This window comes from Flexivirga sp. B27, from assembly GCF_052905685.1.
In genome coordinates this window covers 16,041-36,477 of record NZ_JBPYUM010000005.1, presented here as the reverse complement: position 1 = coordinate 36,477, position 20,437 = coordinate 16,041, and the positions used below count along the sequence as shown (strand labels likewise).

Sequence of the window (20,437 nt, the reverse complement as noted above, 5' to 3'; positions counted from 1 at the left end):
GATGGGTGAGCCGGTCGTGCAGGACACCGCAACCGGGGCTGCCGTCGAACCCCGTGCGAAAGCTCTGCTCGCGACCGCGTCCGTAGCCGTCGCGCTAGCCGCCGCCGACACCTACGTCGTCGTGCTGGCTTTGCAGGACATGATGAACGGCGTCGGCCTCGGCGTCGACTCGCTGCAGAAGGCGACGCCGATCATCTCCGGCTTCCTGCTGGGCTACATCGCGGTGCTGCCGCTGATCGGCCGGTTGGCCGACCTGATCGACCGGCAGCGCATCCTGCTGTGGTGCCTGGCGCTCTTCGTGGTCGGCTCGGCGGTGACCGCGATCTCGGCCGAGCTGTCGGTCATGGTGACCGGGCGCTTCCTGCAGGGCGTCGGCGGTGGCGGCCTGGTGCCCGCGACGCTGGCATTGGTCGCGGACCTGTGGCCGCCCGGCAAGCGCGGCACGCCGCTGGGCGTCGTCGGCGCGGTCCAGGAGATCGGCAGCGTGGTGGGGCCGTTGCTGGGTGCTCTGGTCCTGGCGGTCTCCGACTGGCGAATGATCTTCTGGCTCAACGGTTCTGCCGGGATCGTGCTCGGCTTGTGCATCGTCGCCTGCGGCGCACCGGGCAGGCGGGAGCACATCGGGTCACCGGTGCCGCGGTGGTGGCGCGGGCTGACCGGCGTCGCGGCGCTCGCGACCGTGGTGCTGCTCGGGCTCGCCCTGTGGGCACCCGACTCGCTCACCACGTCGATCCGCTGGGGCGGCCCCTTCGTCCCGTATGGCGATCACACCTCCCGCATGCTGACACCGATCGGCGTCTGGGGCCTCGTCGCACTGGTCGTGCTGCTCGCGCTGTCGGTGCGCTTCTGGTGGCCGGTGGCGCGCAGCGTCGACGTCATCGGCGCCCTGCTGATCGCCGTCGCACTCGGTGCGCTGGTGCTGACCTTCGCGGCGTCCAACCCGGAGAAGCAGGTGGTCGGGCCGCTCGGCTGGTGGCTGTTGCCGGTCGCAGTGGTCGCCGCCGCCCTTTATGTATGGCGCCACCGGTCCGCCAGCAATCCGTTGATCGCCAAGGGTGTTGTGGTGGGCCGGGTCCGGCCGGCGCTGGTGGTCTCGATCTGTGTGGGCACCGCCATCGTGGCGGTCGTGGTCGACATACCGGTGCTGGCGCGGCTGACGGTGACCGACTCACAGACCCAGGCGGCGCTGGTGCTGCTGCGTTTCCTCGTCGCGGTGCCGGTCGGTGCGCTGGCCGGTGGTGCGCTGTTGCGCCGGTTCGGCGCGGCGATGATCGCGGCGCCCGGGCTGCTGGTCACGGCGCTCGCGCTGTTCCAGATGTCGACCTGGGACGCCGATGCCCTCGACTCGTGGTGGCTGCCGACGCTCATGCTGGTGCTGGCCGGCCTCGGGGTCGGCTTGGCGATCGCGCCGGTCAACGACGCAGCGCTGCACGATGCGCCGCAGACCGCGCACGGTGTGGTGTCGTCGTTGCTCGTCGTCGCCCGGATGGTCGGGATGGTGGTCGGCCTGGCGTTGCTGACCGCGATCGGGTTGCACCGGTTCTACGGGCGGGTGCAGTCGCTGACCGACCCCACCAAGACGCAGGTCACCGACGCGGGCGTGCTGCAGGTGCAGACGGTCTTCCTCGGCGCGGCAGTGGTCGCGCTGGTCGCGGCCGCCGTGGCGCTGCTGCTCGGGACCCGGGTGGCACACCCGGTCGAGGAGGACTACGAAGCGGAGCCGGTGAACTCGTAGTCCACGAGCTCGGGCTTGGCCAGCTTGCGTTCGTATTCACCGACCGTTCCCGGCCACAGCACGCGGTTGCGGCCCCGGTCGTCGAGATACCAGCTGGTGCACTGCCCGGCCTCCCACACCGACTGCGCGCTGCGCTCGTCCAGCTGTTGCATGTGCGCCGGCACCACCTGCGGGCGCACCTGCACCGCTGTCGCGCCGCGTTCGTCGCGCGCGTCGAGCAGCTTGCTGACCAGCCCGATCTGCGCCTCGATCATCAGCACCACCGAGGTGTGGCCGAGCACGGTGTTGGGGCCGAGCAGGAAGAAGAGGTTGGGATAACCGGGTGCGGTGACCCCGTAATAGGTCTGTATGTCGTCGGACCACTCCGAGTCCAGGGTGCGCCCGCCGAGGCCGGTGATGCCCAGGTGCCGGTAGGACCCCGTGACGTCGAAGCCGGTCGCATAGACCAGCACGTCGAGGTCGTATGACGTGCCGTCCTCGGTCGTCACCGAGGTGCGGTCGGCCTCGCGGATCGGGGCGGTCTCGACCGTGACGTGGTCGGCGGCCAGCGCGGGGTAGTAGGTGTTGGACATCGTGACCCGCTTGCAGCCCATCGTGTAGTCGGGCGTCAGCTTCTTGCGCAGTGCTGGGTCCTTGATCGCCGAATGCATATGCGCCAGTGCGGCTTTCGAGGCAGCCTTGAGTGCCTTGGGCTGTTTGGTGAAGCCACCCACCCGCACCTCGCCGGCGGTGCGCAGCTTCGCGCGGTGCGCCTTCATCAGCCAGGGGCGCTTCTCGTATTGGTCGATCAGCCAGTCGGGGTATGCCGGGTCGATCTTCGGCAGCACCCACGTCGGTGTGCGCTGGAAGACCGTGACGGACCGCGCGTCCTCGGCCAGCGCCGGGATCACCTGCACTCCGCTGCAGCCGGTGCCGATCACGCCGACCCGCTTGCCGACGACGGTGGTGCCCGGGTCCCACTCGGCGGTGTGCAGCAACTCCCCGCGGAACTCCTCGATGCCGGGGATCTCCGGCATCACCGGCTCGTGCAACGGCCCGACGCCGAGGGCGACCGCTCCGGCGACGAGCTGGTGGGTGCCGTAGTTGTCCGTGACGGTCAGATGCCACGCGGCCAGGCCCTCGTCATACGTCATCCGCTCGACGATGGTGCCGAAGCGTATGTGCTCGCGCAGGGCATATTTCTCCACGCAGTAGAGCAGGTAGTCCTGGATCTCGTCGGCGGTCGCATACGCCTTGGACCAATAGGGATTCAGCTCGAACGAGAAGGAGTAGAGGTGACTCGGCACGTCGCACTCGCAGCCCGGGTAGCGGTTGTCGCGCCAGGTGCCGCCGATCTCTTCGGCCTTCTCCAGCACGACGAAGTCCCGGCCCTTGTTGCGGGCCGCGATCGCCATACCGATGCCGGAGAAGCCGGAGCCGACGATGACCAGGTCGTGATCGACGCGCGCGTTCATGCGGGTGCCCATGGCGTCAGGTTACGTCGGCGTGTCGGCCCGGCCGACCGGCAACGCCGCGCGCGTCCGGATCAGCGGTAATAGTGCTGCTGTGGCGCCTGATTGACGACCACGACATTGGTCTGCTGATCTGTCCCGCAGGCCATGACGAGCGCGATGACCCAGCCGATGAAGGACCAGCCGAGCAGGAAGTTGAGCGCGAAGATGCCGCCCTGGTTGGACTTGTTGCGAGTCGCGGCGATAGCCCACGGAAACAGGTAGAAGAACGTACAGACCGCGAGGATCCAGGCGATCGCGACCACTGCGCCGGACGGGCCGGGTCGACCGGTCATCACGACGGAGTTGTATGCCGGGGGCGGCCCCACGGGCCGTGGGGCGTAGGACTGCATCGGGTACTGCGGCGACGGCCCCTGGGGCGGCAGGAACTGCGGGTGGGCCGGTGAGGCGCTCGGCGGTGGCGATCCGTAATGCTGCGGGGGCGTGGAGTAGGTGCTCGGAGCCGGCGGCTGTTGGAAGCGCTGCGTCTCGGGCGTCGTCGGGATGCGCTCGGTGTCGCTGCGCCGGTCGTCCTTGTGCAGCCGGACCGGCCGGGTCGTGTCGTCGGATGAACCTGCGTGATCAGTCATGCGCGCCCCCTGCTGATGAACTCCCTGCGGCCACTGTAGGGCCGCGGGCGCACAGGGCGCGAGGGTATGACGTCAGTCACCGAGCGTGACGACGACCGGCGCGTGGTCGGACGCGCCCTTGCCCTTGCGCTCCTCGCGGTCGATCGATGCATCGACCACGCGGGCCGCCAAGGTCGGGGACGCCAGCGCGAAGTCGATCCGCATGCCCTGCTTCTTGGGGAAGCGCAGTTGCGTGTAGTCCCAGTAGGTGTAGGTCCCGGGCCCGGGGGTGAAGGGACGGACCACGTCAGCGAAACCGGTGTCCACGACGGAACGGAACGCCGCGCGCTCGGCGTCGGTCACGTGCGTCTTGCCGTCGAAGAACCCGATGTCCCAGACGTCCTCGTCGACCGGTGCGATGTTCCAGTCGCCGGCCAGCAGGATCTGGGCGTGTGTGTCCTCGGCGAGCCACCCGGCCGCGTTGTCGCGCAGCCGGGCGAGCCAGTCGAGTTTGTAGGAGTAGTGCGCATGCCCGACCTCGCGGCCGTTGGGCACGTAGAGCGACCACACCCGCACGCCGCCGCAGGTCGCACCGAGCGCGCGGGCCTCCTGCACCGGTGGTTCGCCGAACGCCGGCATACCGGGGAACCCGACGCTCACGTCCTCCAGCCCGACCCGCGAGACGACCGCGACACCGTTCCACTGGTTCAGGCCGTGCATCGCGATCTCGTAACCCGCTGCCCGCAGAGGCATCTCGGGGAACTGGTCATCGCGACACTTGGTCTCCTGGATCAGCAGTACGTCCAGGTCGTGGCGGTCGAGGACATCGACGACGCGGTCGATGCGGGAGCGGATGGAGTTGACGTTCCAGGTGGCAATACGCACGACGCCAACCTACGTGGGCACGCGAGACGACGGCCAGGGCGGTCGGATGCCCGAGCGAGCGTGCGAGCTGGGCAGCCGGCCGGTCTGCGAGGAGTCGAGCCCAAGAGTCAATTCGCGACGGTGAAGCGCGCCCGCCGGTGCTTCGGCTGCTCGAGCTCGTCGGCGATCGCGACGGCGAAGTCCTCGGCGGAGATCCTGTCGCCTGCCGGGGTGTCGTCTGCGGTGCGGTAGGTGCCGGTGCGTTCGCCCGGGGCGATCTCGGGGGCGGGGGACAGGAAGGTCCAGTCGAGGGACTCGGGCGCCTGCCGGATCGTCTCCAGCGCCTGCGCCGCGGTGAGCGCCTCGGCCTTGTAACCCTCCGGGAAGTCGGGTAGGTCGACCAGCCGCGTCCCGTCGATCAGCAACGAGCCGGCGCCGCCGATGACGAAGAGCCGGGAGTCGCCGGCGGACTGCTCGGCGGTCTGCAGCGCGTCCAGCCAGACCTGGTGGTCCTCGCCGGTGCGGCTCGGCCCGGTCGCGGACAGGATCACGTCGTGGTCCGCCGCAAGCCGGCCGACGAACTCGGCGTCTCCGAGGTTTCCGGCGACGCTGGAATTCGCGCCGGCCACCTCGGTGCCGGAGCGCGTGACGGCGGTGACGTCGTGTCCACGCTGCGCGAGTTCGCCCACGATCCGCGACCCGACCATGCCGCTGGCGCCGATGACTGCAACCTTCATGACTACTCCTCAATACCGTTGATGTTGCATCAACAGTAACCATTGGTATCTTGGTACCTCAAGGTAACTAAAGGAGTGTGTTCGTATGACGTCGGCAACAGCGGCCTGGGTCGGCGACGGTTACGACCCGGAGTGCCCCACCCGCGTCTTGTTGGACCGGGTCGGCGACAAGTGGACCGTCCTGGTGATCGGGGCGTTGGCCGACGGCCCGATGCGGTTCTCCACGCTGCGTGATCGCGTGGGCGGTGTCTCCGGCAAGGTCCTCACCGCCACCCTGCGTGCGCTCGCTCGCGACGGACTGGTCACGCGCACGGCATACCCGACGATCCCGCCGCGGGTCGACTACGAGCTCACCGAGCTCGGCCGGTCGCTCCAGGACCCGCTCGACGTCATCCGGGACTGGTCCGAGCAGCACATCGCCGCCGTCATCGCACACCGCGAGAAGTTCGACCTCGCGCCGTCCTAATACACTCGGCGCCCATGGCCACCGCACTTGTCACCGGCGCCAGCGCCGGCATCGGGAAGACCTTCGCAACCCAACTGGCCCAGCGCGGTCACGACCTCGTCCTCGTGGCGCGCACCGAGGCCCGGTTGCAGGAGCTGCGCACCCAACTGGAGGAGCGCTACTCGGTCTCCGTCGAGGTGCTGCCCGCCGATCTCAGCGATCGCCTCGACATCCAGCTGGTCGCCGACCGGCTCTCCGACGCAGCGCGCCCGGTCGACCTGCTGGTCAACAACGCCGGCTACGGGCTGAAGAAACCGTTCCTGCGCAACGAGATCCGCGACGAGGAGGAGATGCTGACCGTCCTCGTCCGGGCGGTCGCCGTGCTGTCACACGCCGCTGCGCTCGCGATGCGGGAGCGCGGACGCGGCGCGATCGTCAACGTCTCCTCGGTCGCGGGCTTCATGGCGTCGGGCACCTACTCGGCTGCGAAGTCCTATGTCACGGTCTTCACCGAAGGGCTGGCGAGCGAGCTGCGGGGCAGCGGCGTGACCGCAACGGCGTTGTGCCCGGGCTTCACGCACACGGAGTTCCACGACCGGGCAGGCATCAAGGGCAACGGCGGGCTCCCCGACTTCATGTGGTTGCAGGCGGATCCGCTGGTCAAGGAATGCCTGGACGACGTCGACCGCGGGAAGGTCATCTCCATCCCGAGTCCGCAGTACAAAGTGGCCGCGACCGCGCTGCGCGTGCTGCCTCGTCCGATCGTGCGGATGGGCAAACTCACCCGCAGGCACCGACCGCAGTGACATCCCATACCGCGAGCAGCGAGGAGTTGGCCTTGGCCAGTCAGGAACTGTTGGAGCACATCAAGTCCGAGGCGATCGTCCGCGGCAAGGTCACCTTGTCGTCCGGCAAGGAGGCCGACTACTACGTCGACCTGCGCCGGATCACGCTCAGTGGCGTGGCGGCACCGCTGGTCGGCAAGGAGATGCTCGACCTCACCGCCCACCTCTCGTATGACGCCGTCGGCGGCCTCACCATGGGCGCCGACCCGGTGGCCACGGCGATGCTGCATGCAGCAGCCGCCCAGGGCCGCGCGCTCGATGCGTTCGTCGTGCGCAAGGCCGGCAAGGCGCACGGCCTGCAGCAGCGCATCGAAGGTCCGTCGATCAAGGGTCGGCGGGTCGTGGTCGTCGAGGACACCTCCACGACCGGTGCCTCCGCCCTCGAGGCGGTCGCCGCGGTGCGGGAGGCCGGTGCCGAGGTCGTCGCGGTCGCGGTCATCGCCGACCGGTCCACCGGTGCGCGTGAGCGGATCGAGGCGGAGGGTGTGTCCTATCTCACGGCATACGGTCTCGCCGACCTCGGGCTGGCCTGAGTCGGCACCCACTCCTTCGAACGTGACGGAACCACGCCGAAATCCGGTGTGTGACCGACGCGGTCTCTCATCGCCGCGCGCGACCGGAGAGATCACTGTGACGCGCAGGTAACACGACGACGTCGTTCTCCGAAACATGCCGTTCCTAGCTTCGTGACCCGGTGCTCCACCCGGGAGTGCCGCTCACGGAGGTGGAGATGGCACTCGCGACAAGTCGGGAAGCGCACGCCGGGACGACGGATGACGCCGGTGACCCGGAGGTCGGCCGTGGCCGCTGGATAACCGGCTGGGACCCCGAGAACCCCGTCCAATGGGCGCGATTCGGACGACGCACGGCACAGCGCAACCTCCGCATCTCGGTCTACGCCGAGTTCCTCGGTTTCGGCGTGTTCGCGATGTGGAGTGTCGTGGTGCCGCTGTTGCCCAAGTACGGCTACAGCGGCTCGTCCGCGATATCCGACACCCAGCAGTTCTGGCTGATCTCGATACCCACCCTGATCGGCGCCACACTCCGACTTCCGTACTCGTTCCTGGTGTCCCGCCTCGGCGGACGCAACTGGACAGTGTTGTCGGCGCTGCTGTTGCTGCTGCCGACGATCGGCTTGGCGGTGGCGGTTGCTCGGCACGCCGGCTTCCCCGTGCTACTGGTGATGGCCGCCCTTGCCGGCCTCGGCGGCGGCAACTTCGCCTCCTCGATGACGAACATCTCGTTCTTCTACCGGGCGGCGGAGAAGGGCAAGGCGCTCGGGATCAACGCCGCCGGAGGCAATCTCGGCACCGCAGCCGTGCAGTTCACGGCGCCGGTGATCGTCACCATCGGCGCGGGCTTCTCGACCGCCCGACCCGACGTACCGGTCATCGGCTGGGTCTTCGTCCCGCTGGTGCTGCTCGCCGTGGTCCTTGCCTGGTTGCGGATGGACAACCTTGCCGATGCGCGGTCCGAGCCCGGCACGTATGCCGCGGCGGTCCGCTCGCGGCACACCTGGATCCTGGCATTCCTCTACTTCGGGACCTTCGGATCGTTCATCGGTTTCGCCGGCATCTTCCCCAAGCTGATGAACGACTCGTTCGCTGGGCACGGTACGTACGCGATCTTCGGCGTCGCGATGACGCTCGCCTTCCTCGGTGCACTCGTCGGCTCGATGTCCCGGCCGTTGGGCGGCGTCGTGGCTGACCGGCTCGGTGGATGGCTGGTGACGATGCTCAGCTTCGCTGCCATGGCGCTCGGCGCCGCGGGTGTGGTGATCTCGTTGCAGGACAACAGTTTCGGCGGTTTCATGGTGAGCTTTCTGTGGATGTTCGTCTGGACCGGTGTGGGCAACGGATCGATCTACCGGATGATCCCTGCCGTGTTCGCTGTGACGGCACCCGGTGACGGGAAGGGGGACCAGGCCGCCGCCCGCAAGGTCGCGGCGGCAGCCATCGGCATCGTCGGCGCGGTCGGTGCGTATGGCGGCTTCGTGCTCCCACAGGTCTTCGCCGTGGCGAAGTCGGCGACGCACAGCGCCCAGCACCCGACCGGGACAGTGATCCCGGCACTCTGGGCGGTGCTGGCGTGCTACCTGGTGATGGCGGCCGTGACGTGGGCGGTCTACGGGCGCCGCCGGACCGGCGGGGTGACCGCATGACGACGGTCGACACCCACTGTCCCTACTGTGCGTTGCAGTGCGGCATCCGCATGAGCGCGACGACGTCGGGCGAGGTGAGGCTGGAGCCGCGTGACTTCCCGACCAATCGAGGGGGTCTCTGCCAGAAGGGCTGGACGGCCGCGCAGCTGCTCCGCACACCCGATCGGCTCACGACCCCGCTGGTCCGCGACGCCGACGGGGAGCTCGTGCGGGCCACCTGGGACGAGGCGTACAGCCGAATCGTCACGGCAGTGCGCGATGCGCAGCGTGCAGCTGGACCGGATGCCGTCGCCGTGTTCGGGGGTGGAGGGCTGACCAACGAGAAGGCATACACGCTGGGAAAGTTCGCCCGGGTCGCACTCGGCACGTCCCGGATCGACTACAACGGCCGCTTCTGTATGTCGTCCGCCGCCGCGGCCGGCAACCGCGCCTTCGGCCTGGACCGCGGGCTGCCCTTCCCCCTGACCGACCTCGGTGGAGCCGACGCGGTCCTGCTGGTGGGCAGCAACCTCAGCGAGACGATGCCACCGGCCGTGCAGCATTTGTCCGGAGTGCGTGAGCGTGGTGGCCTGATCGTGGTCGATCCGCGCCGCACGGCGACCGCTGCACTGACCGAACCGGACGTCGGCATACACCTGCAGCCGGTGCCGGGGACCGACGTCGCGGTGCTGCTCGGGCTGCTGCACCTGGTGTCCGTCGGCGGCGCGACCGACGAGGACTACCTGAGTCGTCGGGTGACGGGCTGGGAGGCGGTCGGCGCTGCTGCCGCCGGCTGGTGGCCGGAGCGGGTCGAGCGGGTGAGCGGCGTGCCGGTCGACGAATTGCGAGCTGCAGCAGAGGTTCTCACCGCCGCCAGCCCACAGGCGGGTGGTGCGGGCGGGTATGTTCTCACCGGCCGCGGCGCGGAGCAGCATGCGCACGGCACCGACACGGTCACGGCCGCCATCAACCTGGCGCTGGCCCTCGGGCTGCCCGGTCGCCGGGGTTCGGGCTACGGATGCGTCACCGGGCAGGGGAACGGCCAGGGCGGGCGGGAACACGGCCAGAAGGCGGACCAGCTGCCCGGTTACCGATCCATCACCGATCCCGCGGCCCGGGTACACGTCGCGGGCGTGTGGGGGATTCCGGAGAGCAGCGTGCCGGGACCTGGCCTGCCGGCAGTGCAGTTGCTCGACGCGATCGGCGAGCCAGACGGTCCCCGCGTCCTCTTCGTGCACGGCGCGAATCCCGTTGTCAGTGCACCGGACTCAGCACGGGTTCGCCGCAGGCTGACGGACCTGGAGCTGCTCGTCGTGGCCGACTTCGTGCCTTCCGAGACAGCGCTGCTCGCCGACGTCGTGCTGCCCGTGCCGCAATGGGCCGAGGAGGAGGGCACCATGACGTCCCTGGAGGGACGGGTGCTGCGTCGGCGGCGCGTCGTCGGACCGCCCGACGGGGTGCGGGACGAGCTGCGCATCTGGCACGACCTGGCCCGATTGCTCCACGCACCAGTTGATTTCGCGCACTCGCCGGACGAGGTCCTGGCCGAGCTGGCGCGAGCGAGCGGCGGCGGAGTCGCCGACTACGCCGGTGTCGACCTGCCTCGGCTCGATGCGGGCGAAGCGCTGTACTGGCCGTGCCCCGAAGCTGCGCACCCGGGCACGCCGCGCCTGTTCCTGGAGCGCTTCGCGACTGACGACGGGCGAGCCCGGATGATCCCGATCGACGCGTCACCCGTCGACGACGACGTGCGTCCCGATGCCCCCATCTACCTGATCACCGGTCGCATCCTGCAGCAGTACCAGTCCGGGGCGCAGACCCGCCGGGTCGCCGAGTTGCTCCGCGGCGAACCGCGGCCGTTCGTGCAACTGCACCCGGCACTGGCGACGACCCTCGGCATCGAGGAGGGGGACACGGTGCGCGTCACCTCTCGCCGGGGCAGCGCCTGCGGCGCCGCGCGGCTGTCCGGCGACATCCGGCGCGACACGGTCTTCATGCCCTTCCATTACCCCGGCGCCGGCGCGGCCAACACCGTTACCAATCCGGCGACCGACCCGATTTCGGGCATGCCGGAGTTCAAGGTGTGCGCGGTCCGGATCACCCGGGTGGACACCGAAGGAACGGGCGTATGAGTCGCCGCATCGTGGTCGTCGGGCACGGCATGGTGTCCGCGCGACTGCTGGACGAGCTCGGCCGGCTCACCGCGGACCTGTCCGAACCACGGCTGGACGTCACCGTGATCGGCGAAGAGCCGCATCCGCCGTACAACCGGCTGTTGCTCAGCGAGGTCGTCGCCGGCCGCGCCGACCTCGGCAGGCTCACCCTGCCGGCCCCACCGACCGGTAACGGTATGACGGTGCGTGTGCTGCGAGGCGTCGCGGTGACCACACTGGACCGGGAGCACCGCGTCGTCCGGTGTGACGACGGGAGCGAACACCCCTACGACACGGTCGTTCTCGCCACCGGAGCGGCGGCACGCCGGCCACTCCCGGACGACTCGCAGCAGGGCGTGCGGGTGCTGCGGACCATCGACGACTGTCGCGAGCTGCTCGCAGCGTGCTCCTACCCGCGGCGGGCCACTGTCGTCGGGGGCGGTCTGCTCGGCCTGGAGGTCGCCTGCGGGCTGGCCACCCGGGGCGCGGACGTGCACGTCCTGCATCGCGGTGGCCACGTGCTGGACCGGCAGCTGCCGCCCGAGGCCGGCGCCGTCGCACGTGCCGCACTGGCCGAGGCAGGCGTTCGAGTGCTGACCGACGCCGAGCTCGAGTCGGTCCGGCACGACGACGGTCGACCGGTCGGAGTGCGGCTGCGCGACGGCCGGGAGGTCCCGACCGACCTGATCGTGGCCAGCGTGGGTATATCGCCGCGCGTCGAGATCGCAACGGCCGCAGGCCTGCCCGTGCGTCACGGAGTGGTCGTGACCGACGAGCTGCGCAGCCCTGCCGATCCCTGTGTCGCGGCCATCGGGGACTGCGCCGAGCCACCGTCCGGCTGCAGCGGCCTACTCGCACCCGGTTGGGCACAGGCCGATCAGCTCGCACGTGACCTCGCGGCCGGAGCGCCACCGGACGACCCGGGGCCGGCCGCGGGCACCGGTGCGGTGGTGAAGCTGAAGGCCGTCGGTGTCGACGTCGTGACGATCGGTGACGGGCCGGAACCACCCGCCGGCGCGCGCACCGTCACGTTGCACGACCCCGACAGCCGGAGGCACGTGCAGGTGTCGGTGTCCGCCGGCCGGGTCGTCGCGGCGTGCTGCGTCGGCGCGAAACGCGTGGCAGCGGACCTGACGGCGGCATACGAACGACGCACCCCGGTGCCCACCGACCCGGCGCTGTTGCTCATCGACGGCCTGCCGGGCGCCGGCGTGCCGGCCACTGACGACCCGACGACGATGCCGTCCGGGACCACGGTCTGCCGCTGCAACGGGGTCACGAAGAAGGACATCGTCGACGCCCACGTGGCGGGTGCATGTGACCTGTCCTCGGTGGCCGAACGCACGCGGGCGACCACCGGTTGCGGCGGCTGCACCGGCCTCGTCCGCGGGCTCCTCGAGTGGATGGACGACGTCAACCCGCCGAATGGCGTTGCAGAGCCGAAACATTCACGAAACGACCCCGGAAACACACGGGACGTAGCGTCCTGCACAACACAGAAGGAGATCACCCGATGACTGCCAGGATCGACTCTTCGCCGCAGCAGAACGTCGTGGTCGTAGGTGCGGGAATGGTCGCCTACCGCTTCGTCGAGGCGTTGCGGTCCCGCGATGACGCGAACCGGTTCCACGTCACCGTCGTCGGTGACGAGCCGCGACCGCCGTACGACCGGGTCGCGCTGACGACCTATTTCACCGGGCGGGACCCGGAGGACCTCCACCTCGGTGGTGAGGACCTGTGGCACGACCCGCACGTGACCCTGCGCAAGGGCACGACCGTCACCGCGATCGACCGCGACACCCGTCGGGTGCACACCGACAGGGGCGAGGACGTCGGCTACGACCACCTGGTGCTCGCGACCGGTTCGTATGCCGCCCGCCCGCCCGTCGACGGCCGCGACCTGCGGGGCTGCTTCGTCTATCGCACGATCGACGACGTCGCGGACCTCCGCGGGTACGTCGAGACACTGCGCGTCGACCAGCACGACCGGCCACTGCGCGGGGTCGTGGTCGGTGGCGGCCTGCTCGGGCTCGAGGCGGCCGGAGCCCTGCAGGCGCTCGGTGTGCAGAGCACGGTGGTGGAGTTCGCACCACGGTTGATGCCACTGCAGGTCGACGACGGCGGTGGTGCCGTGCTGCGCCGGCTGATCGAGGACCTCGGGGTGACCGTGCGCGCCGGCACGGCGACCGCCAAGGTCCTGGGCGCCCGCCGTGGCGTGGTCGAGGGCATGCGTTTCGCCGACGGGGACTCGCTGCCCGCCGACGTGGTCGTCTTCGCGACCGGCGTCCGACCCCGGGACGAGATCGCCCGGGACGCAGAGCTTCTCGTCGGTGAGCGGGGCGGTGTCGTCGTCGACGACACCTGCCTGACCGACGACCCCGCGATCAGCGCGGTCGGCGAGGTCGCCTGCATCGACGGGCGCGTGTGGGGACTCGTCGCCCCGGGCTACGCCATGGCCGAGGTCGCCGCTGACCGGCTGCTGGGCGGGCGCTCCACCTTTCCGGGCGCCGACTCGTCGACCAAGCTCAAGCTGCTCGGCGTCGACGTCGCGTCGTTCGGGGACGCGTTCGGGGCGACACCCGGCTGCCTGGAGGTCTCCTACGCCGACGCCGTCGCCGGTGTCTACAAGAAGCTCGTCCTCTCCGACGACGCCCGCACGCTGCTCGGCGGGATCCTGGTCGGTGACGCCTCGGCGTACGCGGCGCTCCGCCCGATGGTCGGACAGGCGCTGAGCACCGACCCGAGCGCCTACCTGGTCCCCGCGACCGACGGTCCGCCGCCGGGCGACGACCTGCCGGACGACGCGACCGTCTGCTCCTGCAACAACGTGACCGCGGGTGCGATCCGTGCAGCCGTCTCGGACCAGGGCTGCTGCTCGGTCGCCGACGTCAAGGGCTGCACCCGTGCCGGCACCAGTTGTGGATCCTGCCTGCCGCTGGTCAAGCGGCTCACCGACGGGGCCCTCGAGGACGCGGGCATCGCGGTCGCGGCAGGCATGTGCGAACACTTCGAGCTGACCCGCGCCGAGCTGTTCAACGCGATCCAGGTGACCGGGCTGCGCACCTTCAGCGACATCATCGGCCGGCACGGACGCGGCCGCGGCTGCGAGATCTGCAAGCCGGTGGTCGCCTCGATCCTCGCGAGTCTCGGCACGGGCCACATCCTCGACGAGGACCGCGGGACCCTGCAGGACACCAACGACCACATGCTGGCCAACCTGCAGAAGGACGGCACGTACTCGGTCGTGCCGCGCATACCCGGCGGCGAGGTCACCCCGGAGGGCTTGATCCAGATCGGCCGGATAGCAAAGGAATTCGATCTCTACACCAAGATCACCGGGGGGCAACGGATCGACCTGTTCGGAGCGCGGGTCGAGCAGCTGCCGCTCATCTGGCGGCAGCTCGTCGACGCAGGTTTCGAGAGCGGTCACGCCTACGGCAAGTCGCTGCGCACGGTGAAGTCCTGCGTCGGCAGCTCGTGGTGCCGTTTCGGCGTGCAGGACTCGGTGGCGATGGCGATCCGGCTGGAGCTGCGCTACCGGGGCCTGCGGTCGCCGCACAAGCTCAAGCTCGGTGTGTCCGGGTGCGCCCGGGAGTGCGCGGAGGCCCGCGGCAAGGACGCAGGTGTGATCGCCACCGACAACGGCTGGAACCTGTATGTCGGGGGCAACGGCGGATTCACCCCGAGGCACGCAACACTGCTGGCGGAGGACCTGGACGACGACGGCCTGATCCGCACGATCGACCGCTTCTTCCTCTACTACATCCGCACCGCAGACCGGTTGCAGCGCACTGCCGCGTGGCTGGCGGAACTGCCCGGCGGCGTCGAGCACCTGCGCGACGTCGTGATCGACGACAAGCTGGGCATCGCCGCGGACCTGGACGCGGCGATGGAGCGGCACGTGGCGTCCTACCAGGACGAGTGGAGTGCGGTGCTCGACGACCCGGCGAAGCTGGCCCGGTTCACCTCGTTCGTGAACGCGACCGAGAAGCCGGACCCCGACCTGCGCTACGAGACCGAACGCGGTCAACGCCGTCCGGTGCTCATCTCCGGCGACCGGATCGAGGTGCGGTCATGACGTGGGTCACGGTGTGCACGCTCGGGGACATCCCGCGTGACGGCGCGGTCGCGGTGCTGGTCGGCGACGAACAGGTCGGTGTGGTCCGGCTGGCCGACGACACACTCTTCGCGGTCAGTCACCGCGACCCGGTCAGCGGCGCGAACGTCATGGCCCGCGGACTCGTCGGATCGGCCACTGTCGACGGTGTCGAGGTGCCCACGATCACCTCGCCGATGTTCAAGCAGACCTACGACCTGCGCGACGGACGGTGTCTCACCGATCGGTGTGCCCTGCTCACCACCTGGGACGTGCGGTTACATGGAGGGGACGTCCAGATCGGTCCGGCGCGGGTCGCGACCGACCGGGCGGCCGCGACAGACGACCCCACGGACTCCGAGGTGACGACATGATCCAGAACGTCTCGCTGGAGTTGGGCGGACGACGAGTGGTCGTCGTCGGTGGTGACTCGAGCGCGGCACGGCGCGCGTCCGCCCTGCTCGGGCAAGGAGCCGTCGTCAGGGTCGTCGCGCGCACGGTCGGACCCGACATGCGGCGCCTGTATGACGTCCACCACGACGCCGTCGACCTGCAGGTGCGGGAGGTCCGGGCGGGTGACCTCGACGACGCCTGGTGGGTCACCGCCCCCGGTCTGCCCGCGGCGGAGCGGGCACGCGTCGCCGCCTGGGCGGACGAGCGCCGGGTCTGGTGCGACGGCGCCTCCGCACACGTCGACGACACACTGGTGCCGGCCGACGGCTCGTCCCCGCGGCGGGACGGCACCGGCCGCGTGGTGCTGGTCGGTGGCGGACCCGGTGCCGACGACCTGATCACCGTGCGCGGCCTGCGCGAGCTGTCCAGGGCGGATGTGGTGGTTACGGATCGACTGGTGCCGGTCGATCTGCTTTCCGCGCTGCGTCCCGACGTCGAGGTCGTCGACGTCGGCAAGACACCGCACCATCACCCGGTGCCGCAGGACGCGATCAACGGCCTGCTCGTCGAACACGCCCGGCGCGGGCAGCACGTCGTCCGGCTCAAGGGCGGCGACCCGTTCGTGCTCGGCCGCGGCGGCGAGGAGATCCTCGCCTGCCGCGCCGCCGGTGTTCCGGTCGAGGTCGTGCCGGGCGTTACCTCGGCGTTCGCCGCGCCGGCGGCGGGTCGGGTGCCGGTCACCCACCGCGGGGTGTCCCGCGGAGTGCTCGTCATCTCCGGCCACGACGCCCTCGACGTGCCGTCCCTGGTCGCGTGGCAGCACACGATCGTCGTGCTGATGGGCATGCGCCGGTTGCGGGAGCTCACCGCAGGGCTGATCCGCGGCGGCAAGGCGGCCGACACCCCGGTCGCCGTCGTGCAGAGCGCCTGGACCAAGGACCAGCGCCAGGTGACCGACTCGCTGGCCGGGATCGCCGACCGTGTCGACCTGGAGGGTCTCGGCAACCCTGCGGTCATCGTCATCGGCGATGTCACGTCGGTGCTCGCGACCCATCCGGATCAGCCGTGAGACCTCCCGGAGACCAACTGCTCGGGTGCCGCGTGGTGCTGACCGGACAACGCCGCTCCGCCGAGCTGGCAGCAGCACTCGAGCGGCGGGGCGCGACCGTCAGCCACGCACCGACCCTCTCGGTCGTGCCGCACGCCGACGACGCCGAACTCCTCACGCGCACCAAGGAACTCATCGACCGGCCGCCGGACACGGTCGTCATCACGACCGGTGTCGGGTTCACCGGTTGGGTCGAGGCCGCCGACGCAGCCGGGCTCGCCGAACCGCTGCTCGCCTTTCTCGGGTCGGCCCGGCTGATCGCGCGCGGCCCGAAGGCGCGGGGCGCCATACAGGCGGCCGGGCTGAACGCCGACTGGGTCGCCGAGTCCGAGACGAGTGCCGAGATCCGCGACTTCCTGCTCGTCGAAGGGGTGGCGGGCAGCCGGATAGCGGTGCAGCACCACGGATCCGGCGCGGACGGGCTGGACGACAGCTTCCGCGAGGCCGGCGCCGACATCTGCTCCCTCGTGGTCTACCGCTGGGGACCGGCGCCGGACCCGGACGCTGTCCGAGCCGCGGTGCATGCCGTCGCGCGCCGTGAGTGCGATGCCGTGACTTTCACCGCCGCACCCGGCGCGGCAGCCTTCCTGCAGGCCGCATGCGACGAAGGCGTGCTCGCCCCGGTCGTCGCCGCGTTGTCCGATCGGGCGGGTGTCGTCGCCGCGGCGGTCGGTGACCTGACTGCGGCACCGCTTCGTGCCGAGGGCATCGAGCCGCTCGTGCCCGATCGGTTCCGGATGGGTGCGCTGGTGCGCGCACTCGTCGCCGAACTGGCCGACCGGCACGCTCTCCGGATCGACACGGCCGCCGGTGAGCTACGGGTGCGTGGCGGTGCTGCTCTGCTCGACGGGGAGGTCCTGGCGTTGGCTCCGTCCGGGCTCGCGGTCCTGCGGGCGCTCGCGACGGCGCACGGTGCTGTCGTCCCCCGGCACGAGCTGCTGGCGGCGCTGCCGGGCGACTCCACCGATGCGCACGCCGTCGAGGTCGCGGTCTCCCGCCTGCGGGCGGCCGCACGCGGCCGACCGCTGGTGACTACGGTCGTCAAACGTGGCTATCGACTCACCGCCTCCGGCACGGATTGACCGCGCCCTGGTGCTCGTGGCGCACGGCACGGACAATCCGTCCGGCCGTGCCACCGTCACCTGGCTGCGTCACCGGGTCGCGGAGGAGCTGCCGACGGCCCAGGTGTTCGACGCGTATGTCGACGTGCAACGACCGACACTCGACGAAGTCGTGGATTCACTGGTGCGGCAAGGGATTCCGACCGTGATCGTGCCTGCGCTGCTGTCCACCGGGTTCCACGTCGAGGTCGACATCGCCCGGGCCGTTGGGCGATCGGAGCTGGTGACGGCCACACTACCGTTGGGGCCGCACCCGATCCTCGCCGAGATCCTCGCGACACGGTTGGGTGAGGCGGGCGTCATACCCGAGCAGCCGGTGGTGCTCGCCGCTGCTGGGTCCTCCCGTGCGAGCGGGGTTGCCGCGGTGCGGCGGCAGGCCGAGCTGCTGTCGGCGCTACGCCGCGGGCCGGTGACGGCGGCGTTCATCTCCGCGGCCCGACCGACCGTGGACGAGGCGCTGGCGGCCGCGGGCTCCGCGACCCCGGGCGACGTCACGGAGCCTGCGGTCGCGGCATACCTGTTGGGGCATGGGGTTTTTCACGATCGGCTGCGCGACCGGAGCGCCGTCGTGAGCGAGCCGCTCGGCGCGGATCGTCGACTCGCGGACGTCGTCGTCGCGCGCTTCCGGGCCGCCGTCGCGCAGGCGGATTGAGCGCACCGCGCGAGGCCGGCCGGGCGGAACGTGTCCACCCGGCCGGCTTCCGTGGCCTGACGCGGCAGCTTACGGCTGCGCGACCAGGTGCCGATAGGCGTTGATCGACGTCGGGGCGTCCGGCTTCACCAGCTCCGGCAGCACCTTGTCGAACTTCTTGGCCAGCCGCATGCTCGGCATCACCTTGTTGGGGTTGTTCGAGAAGGCAACGGTTGCCGCACCCCACGACGACGCTGCACGTCGCTGGTTCGGTGTGCCGTGGTGGCCCGGTGAGTCGAACGAGCAGTCGCCGACGTCGTAGAACGATTCCTCCACCTTCAAGATCTGGACCGGCTTCATGCCCAGGCCCTTCTTGTGGGTGGCGAAGTAGGTGCCGAACGCGTCCGCCATCAGCTCGGTGCGACGGGTCGCTTCGGCGCCGGTCAGCGGGCTGTCGAAGAGATTGTCCTCGTATTGCACGTGGTGCGACATCTCATGGCTGAGAACGGCTTTCGGCCCGACCTTGTTGAGTCCGATCGACTTCAGTGCGTCCAGGATCCCGTCTCCGAAGACCATCTTGTCCTTCAGCTTGCGCACGACCGGGTCCGGGTCGCCCTCGCCGGAGAACGCGAACGCGTTGAGCGTGAAGATCGGGTTGTCCCCGTTGTTCAGCGCCGGGTCGCTCTGGACCATCGTGATCAGGTCCTTGGCGATGTCGACGGCGTCAGCGGGCCCGACGCCATACATGAACTGGACGACGGAGGTGACCCGGTTGACGTCGGTCAGCATGCCGCCGTGCATCGCCATCAGCTGCACGTTGTTGAGCCGCACGTCCCAGAAGCGCTGCGCCGTGCCGAAGGTGTTGGTCAGCGGCGCCTTGTATTCCGGCAGCAGTTGGAAGCCGGCGCCCTTGGGAGTGCCGTTCAGGATGGCGTCGTATGTCGGGATGTCCAACCCGCCCAGCAACTGGATGAAGAGCAGGTTGAACGTGTCGACCGGCTCCAGCAACTTGTCGACGTAACCGTCCAACTTGGTCGGGCCGCACTCGTAGTCGGACGGGTCGATCGTCTGGGCCGAAACGCCCTTCGCGGCATACGCCTTGGTGAGTTTCGTTCGCAAGATCGTCGTCACGGGGGACTGCTCGATCCCGACACGGGCGCGCGCTGCGTCGCGTCGCGCCTGCCAGTCGGCGGGCAGCTTCTTGACGATCCGTTCGTAGATTGCCTTGCTGTCGACCTTCTTGCTGTCCAGAGCCCCCTGGTGCGTGCCGACGGATGCACGGTTGCCGGTGGCGGAGGTGGCGGATGCGCTCGCACTGACTGCTCCGGACAGCGAGACGGTCAGGACGGACATGGTGGCGAAGGCGCAGATACGCGTCATTTTCACAGTGTGTTCTCCCTCTGACGGGCCACGACGGGGTGTGCGTGGCCGCGTGCTCATCGTCAGAGCGACTCACCGGTAGGTTGCATCGCCTTACCAAACAATTCCCAGGTTTTTACCAGCGAGTGACCAGGAGTTGGCGAGGAGCTTTCACTCGCGGGGCAGGTTGAGCCAGTAGATGTCGCGCTTGCGCGCGCCCGGCGGTGCCGTTTTCGGGTCGTGCCGGTCGTCGAAGCGTCCCAGTGCATCGGCCACCAGCTCGTCGAGCTCGGCAGCCTCCTCGTCGGTCAGGTGGATACCCGACGTCTGGCTGATCGATGCGTGGTCGTCCGGGTTGTCGCGCTCGATCATCTTGGTCACGGTCCGTGTCACACGCTTGATGAAGTTGCCCAGCAGCGAGTTCGCAACGCTCGCAGGCATTCCCACGCCTGCCGCGTCACTGATCTTGATCGATTCGGCGGCCATCCGCCACGGCCGCTCACGCCCGTCGGCACTCTCGACCCGCTCGACGATGCCCCAGCGCTCCATGGCCCGCAGGTGGTAACTCATCGCGGACGGAGTGATCCCGCAGCGCTTCGCGGCCTCGGTCGCGGTGAGCACCTCGCCGCCGCTCAGCTCGTCCATCAACTGCTGTCGGACCTCGTGTGCCAACACCCGTATGGCGCGTGGGTCCGTCAGCGTCAGGGTCCGCCGCTCGGTCATGCGGTCCATCGTGCCGCACGCGAGAGCG

The 20,437-nt window shown here is 69.8% G+C and carries 18 protein-coding genes; 12 read left to right on the top strand and 6 right to left on the bottom strand.

Annotation, left to right across the window (positions count from 1 at the left end):
- The first annotated feature begins 1 nt into the window (after position 1).
- The gene (locus ACSZL9_RS16930; protein ID WP_446666694.1) at positions 2–1,735 is read left to right on the top strand and encodes an MFS transporter; all 1,734 of its coding nucleotides are present in this window, start codon (positions 2–4) and stop codon (positions 1,733–1,735) included.
- On the opposite strand, the gene ACSZL9_RS16925 is transcribed toward ACSZL9_RS16930, so the two are convergent.
- The 4 genes from ACSZL9_RS16925 to ACSZL9_RS16910 all read right to left on the bottom strand — a co-directional run bounded on the left by ACSZL9_RS16925 (position 1,708) and on the right by ACSZL9_RS16910 (position 5,395).
- Positions 1,708–3,201, bottom strand: coding sequence for a flavin-containing monooxygenase (locus ACSZL9_RS16925; protein WP_446666693.1), 1,494 nt, complete (start codon positions 3,199–3,201; stop codon positions 1,708–1,710). The two genes, ACSZL9_RS16930 and ACSZL9_RS16925, sit on opposite strands and share 28 nt — an antisense overlap.
- A gap of 59 nt (positions 3,202–3,260) precedes the next feature.
- Entirely contained in the window at positions 3,261–3,815 is a 555-nt protein-coding gene (locus tag ACSZL9_RS16920) for a superinfection immunity protein (RefSeq protein WP_446666692.1), read from the bottom strand.
- A gap of 72 nt (positions 3,816–3,887) precedes the next feature.
- Complete coding sequence (locus tag ACSZL9_RS16915; protein ID WP_446666691.1) at positions 3,888–4,679, bottom strand: exodeoxyribonuclease III; 792 nt, start codon at positions 4,677–4,679, stop codon at positions 3,888–3,890.
- A 107-nt stretch (positions 4,680–4,786) separates the two neighbouring features.
- Positions 4,787–5,395 (bottom strand): NAD(P)-dependent oxidoreductase, encoded by a 609-nt coding sequence (locus ACSZL9_RS16910; RefSeq protein ID WP_446666690.1) that lies wholly within the window; start codon positions 5,393–5,395, stop codon positions 4,787–4,789.
- Positions 5,396–5,480: 85 nt separating this feature from the next.
- Between ACSZL9_RS16910 and ACSZL9_RS16905 the strand changes: the two genes are divergently transcribed.
- From ACSZL9_RS16905 to ACSZL9_RS16855, 11 genes are all read left to right on the top strand, one after another.
- Positions 5,481–5,861 carry a winged helix-turn-helix transcriptional regulator gene (locus tag ACSZL9_RS16905; protein WP_446666689.1) on the top strand — a complete coding sequence of 127 codons (381 nt, stop codon included), beginning with the start codon at positions 5,481–5,483 and terminating at the stop codon, positions 5,859–5,861.
- A 14-nt stretch (positions 5,862–5,875) separates the two neighbouring features.
- Positions 5,876–6,646: an SDR family NAD(P)-dependent oxidoreductase gene (locus ACSZL9_RS16900; protein ID WP_446666688.1), complete on the top strand. Its 771-nt coding sequence runs from the start codon at positions 5,876–5,878 to the stop codon at positions 6,644–6,646.
- 26 nt (positions 6,647–6,672) lie between these two features.
- A complete protein-coding gene (pyrE, locus tag ACSZL9_RS16895) occupies positions 6,673–7,218 on the top strand; it encodes an orotate phosphoribosyltransferase (protein ID WP_446666918.1) in 546 nt (181 codons plus the stop codon).
- A 197-nt stretch (positions 7,219–7,415) separates the two neighbouring features.
- Positions 7,416–8,846: an MFS transporter gene (locus tag ACSZL9_RS16890; RefSeq protein ID WP_446666687.1), complete on the top strand. Its 1,431-nt coding sequence runs from the start codon at positions 7,416–7,418 to the stop codon at positions 8,844–8,846.
- Positions 8,843–10,957 (top strand): molybdopterin oxidoreductase family protein, encoded by a 2,115-nt coding sequence (locus ACSZL9_RS16885; protein ID WP_446666686.1) that lies wholly within the window; start codon positions 8,843–8,845, stop codon positions 10,955–10,957. Before ACSZL9_RS16890 ends, ACSZL9_RS16885 begins: the two co-directional genes overlap by 4 nt.
- Positions 10,954–12,495, top strand: coding sequence for an FAD-dependent oxidoreductase (locus ACSZL9_RS16880; RefSeq protein WP_446666685.1), 1,542 nt, complete (start codon positions 10,954–10,956; stop codon positions 12,493–12,495). Before ACSZL9_RS16885 ends, ACSZL9_RS16880 begins: the two co-directional genes overlap by 4 nt.
- Positions 12,492–15,056 carry a nitrite reductase large subunit NirB gene (gene nirB / locus ACSZL9_RS16875; protein ID WP_446666684.1) on the top strand — a complete coding sequence of 855 codons (2,565 nt, stop codon included), beginning with the start codon at positions 12,492–12,494 and terminating at the stop codon, positions 15,054–15,056. The genes ACSZL9_RS16880 and nirB overlap by 4 nt, the downstream gene beginning before the upstream one ends.
- Positions 15,053–15,448: a nitrite reductase small subunit NirD gene (nirD, locus tag ACSZL9_RS16870; RefSeq protein WP_446666683.1), complete on the top strand. Its 396-nt coding sequence runs from the start codon at positions 15,053–15,055 to the stop codon at positions 15,446–15,448. The genes nirB and nirD overlap by 4 nt, the downstream gene beginning before the upstream one ends.
- Positions 15,445–16,536: a uroporphyrinogen-III C-methyltransferase gene (gene cobA / locus ACSZL9_RS16865; protein ID WP_446666682.1), complete on the top strand. Its 1,092-nt coding sequence runs from the start codon at positions 15,445–15,447 to the stop codon at positions 16,534–16,536. The genes nirD and cobA overlap by 4 nt, the downstream gene beginning before the upstream one ends.
- Positions 16,533–17,657 carry a uroporphyrinogen-III synthase gene (locus ACSZL9_RS16860; protein ID WP_446666681.1) on the top strand — a complete coding sequence of 375 codons (1,125 nt, stop codon included), beginning with the start codon at positions 16,533–16,535 and terminating at the stop codon, positions 17,655–17,657. The genes cobA and ACSZL9_RS16860 overlap by 4 nt, the downstream gene beginning before the upstream one ends.
- Positions 17,623–18,348, top strand: a complete 726-nt coding sequence (locus ACSZL9_RS16855) for a sirohydrochlorin chelatase (protein WP_446666680.1) — start codon at positions 17,623–17,625, stop codon at positions 18,346–18,348. Before ACSZL9_RS16860 ends, ACSZL9_RS16855 begins: the two co-directional genes overlap by 35 nt.
- Before the next feature lie 69 nt (positions 18,349–18,417).
- On the opposite strand, the gene ACSZL9_RS16850 is transcribed toward ACSZL9_RS16855, so the two are convergent.
- Together ACSZL9_RS16850 and ACSZL9_RS16845 are read right to left on the bottom strand one after the other, a co-directional pair.
- Positions 18,418–19,707, bottom strand: a complete 1,290-nt coding sequence (locus ACSZL9_RS16850) for a hypothetical protein (RefSeq protein WP_446666679.1) — start codon at positions 19,705–19,707, stop codon at positions 18,418–18,420.
- 150 nt (positions 19,708–19,857) lie between these two features.
- On the bottom strand, positions 19,858–20,409 hold the full coding sequence (locus ACSZL9_RS16845) for an ArsR/SmtB family transcription factor (RefSeq protein ID WP_446666678.1): 552 nt from the start codon (positions 20,407–20,409) through the stop codon (positions 19,858–19,860).
- Positions 20,410–20,437 lie beyond the last annotated feature (28 nt).

Excerpts from the sequence above, each read along its gene's own strand:
- ACSZL9_RS16920 (WP_446666692.1), bottom strand. The coding sequence starts at position 3,815 with ATGACTGATCACGCAGGTTCATCCGACGACACGACCCGGCCGGTCCGG.
- ACSZL9_RS16880 (WP_446666685.1), top strand. The coding sequence starts at position 10,954 with ATGAGTCGCCGCATCGTGGTCGTCGGGCACGGCATGGTGTCCGCGCGA.
- ACSZL9_RS16885 (WP_446666686.1), top strand. The coding sequence starts at position 8,843 with ATGACGACGGTCGACACCCACTGTCCCTACTGTGCGTTGCAGTGCGGC.
- nirB (WP_446666684.1), top strand. The coding sequence starts at position 12,492 with ATGACTGCCAGGATCGACTCTTCGCCGCAGCAGAACGTCGTGGTCGTA.
- cobA (WP_446666682.1), top strand. The coding sequence starts at position 15,445 with ATGATCCAGAACGTCTCGCTGGAGTTGGGCGGACGACGAGTGGTCGTC.
- ACSZL9_RS16910 (WP_446666690.1), bottom strand. The coding sequence starts at position 5,395 with ATGAAGGTTGCAGTCATCGGCGCCAGCGGCATGGTCGGGTCGCGGATC.
- ACSZL9_RS16845 (WP_446666678.1), bottom strand. The coding sequence starts at position 20,409 with ATGACCGAGCGGCGGACCCTGACGCTGACGGACCCACGCGCCATACGG.
- ACSZL9_RS16890 (WP_446666687.1), top strand. The coding sequence starts at position 7,416 with ATGGCACTCGCGACAAGTCGGGAAGCGCACGCCGGGACGACGGATGAC.
- ACSZL9_RS16850 (WP_446666679.1), bottom strand. The coding sequence starts at position 19,707 with ATGACGCGTATCTGCGCCTTCGCCACCATGTCCGTCCTGACCGTCTCG.
- ACSZL9_RS16905 (WP_446666689.1), top strand. The coding sequence starts at position 5,481 with ATGACGTCGGCAACAGCGGCCTGGGTCGGCGACGGTTACGACCCGGAG.
- ACSZL9_RS16900 (WP_446666688.1), top strand. The coding sequence starts at position 5,876 with ATGGCCACCGCACTTGTCACCGGCGCCAGCGCCGGCATCGGGAAGACC.
- ACSZL9_RS16925 (WP_446666693.1), bottom strand. The coding sequence starts at position 3,201 with ATGGGCACCCGCATGAACGCGCGCGTCGATCACGACCTGGTCATCGTC.
- ACSZL9_RS16930 (WP_446666694.1), top strand. The coding sequence starts at position 2 with ATGGGTGAGCCGGTCGTGCAGGACACCGCAACCGGGGCTGCCGTCGAA.
- nirD (WP_446666683.1), top strand. The coding sequence starts at position 15,053 with ATGACGTGGGTCACGGTGTGCACGCTCGGGGACATCCCGCGTGACGGC.